At 46.8% G+C, this 365-nt stretch carries 1 protein-coding gene; it reads left to right on the forward strand.

The annotated features are described in order from the left end of the window. Window positions 1-244: 244 nt before the first annotated feature. A partial coding sequence (locus tag KDM89_RS20425; RefSeq protein ID WP_212689695.1) for an acyl-CoA dehydrogenase N-terminal domain-containing protein occupies window positions 245-365 on the forward strand: 121 nt, incomplete at its 3' end.

Here is a 365-nt window from a genome sequence, read left to right on the forward strand (position 1 = left end):
GTTGCTGAACTGGGCTGATTACAGTTGGCTTGAGTTAGCATGAAATACCCGTGGATAGTCAGCCAGCCTGCTATCCACCGAGGACAGAGTGAGTGGTTTGTCGCGCGATTGACAGCATAAAAATTGTTGTTGTGACACATTGCTGATTCTGTCCTTTTTTTACGACCAGCGTTTGTGCGTGTTGCTGTCAGCACGTTGAGCAAGGTTTGAATAATTGTAGGTCCTCACTATTTTGGGAAAAGCTATGAGTTATGTTGCTCCTGTAAAAGACATGCTGTTTGCGATCAATGAACTTGCCGGTTTGTCAGATGTGAACGTATTGCCGGGTTGCGAAGACGCCACCGCGGAAACGGTTGAAGCCGTAT

This window comes from Cognatundibacterium luofuense (genome assembly GCF_018139685.1).
Classification (GTDB): domain Bacteria; phylum Pseudomonadota; class Gammaproteobacteria; order Burkholderiales; family Burkholderiaceae_D; genus Undibacterium; species Undibacterium luofuense.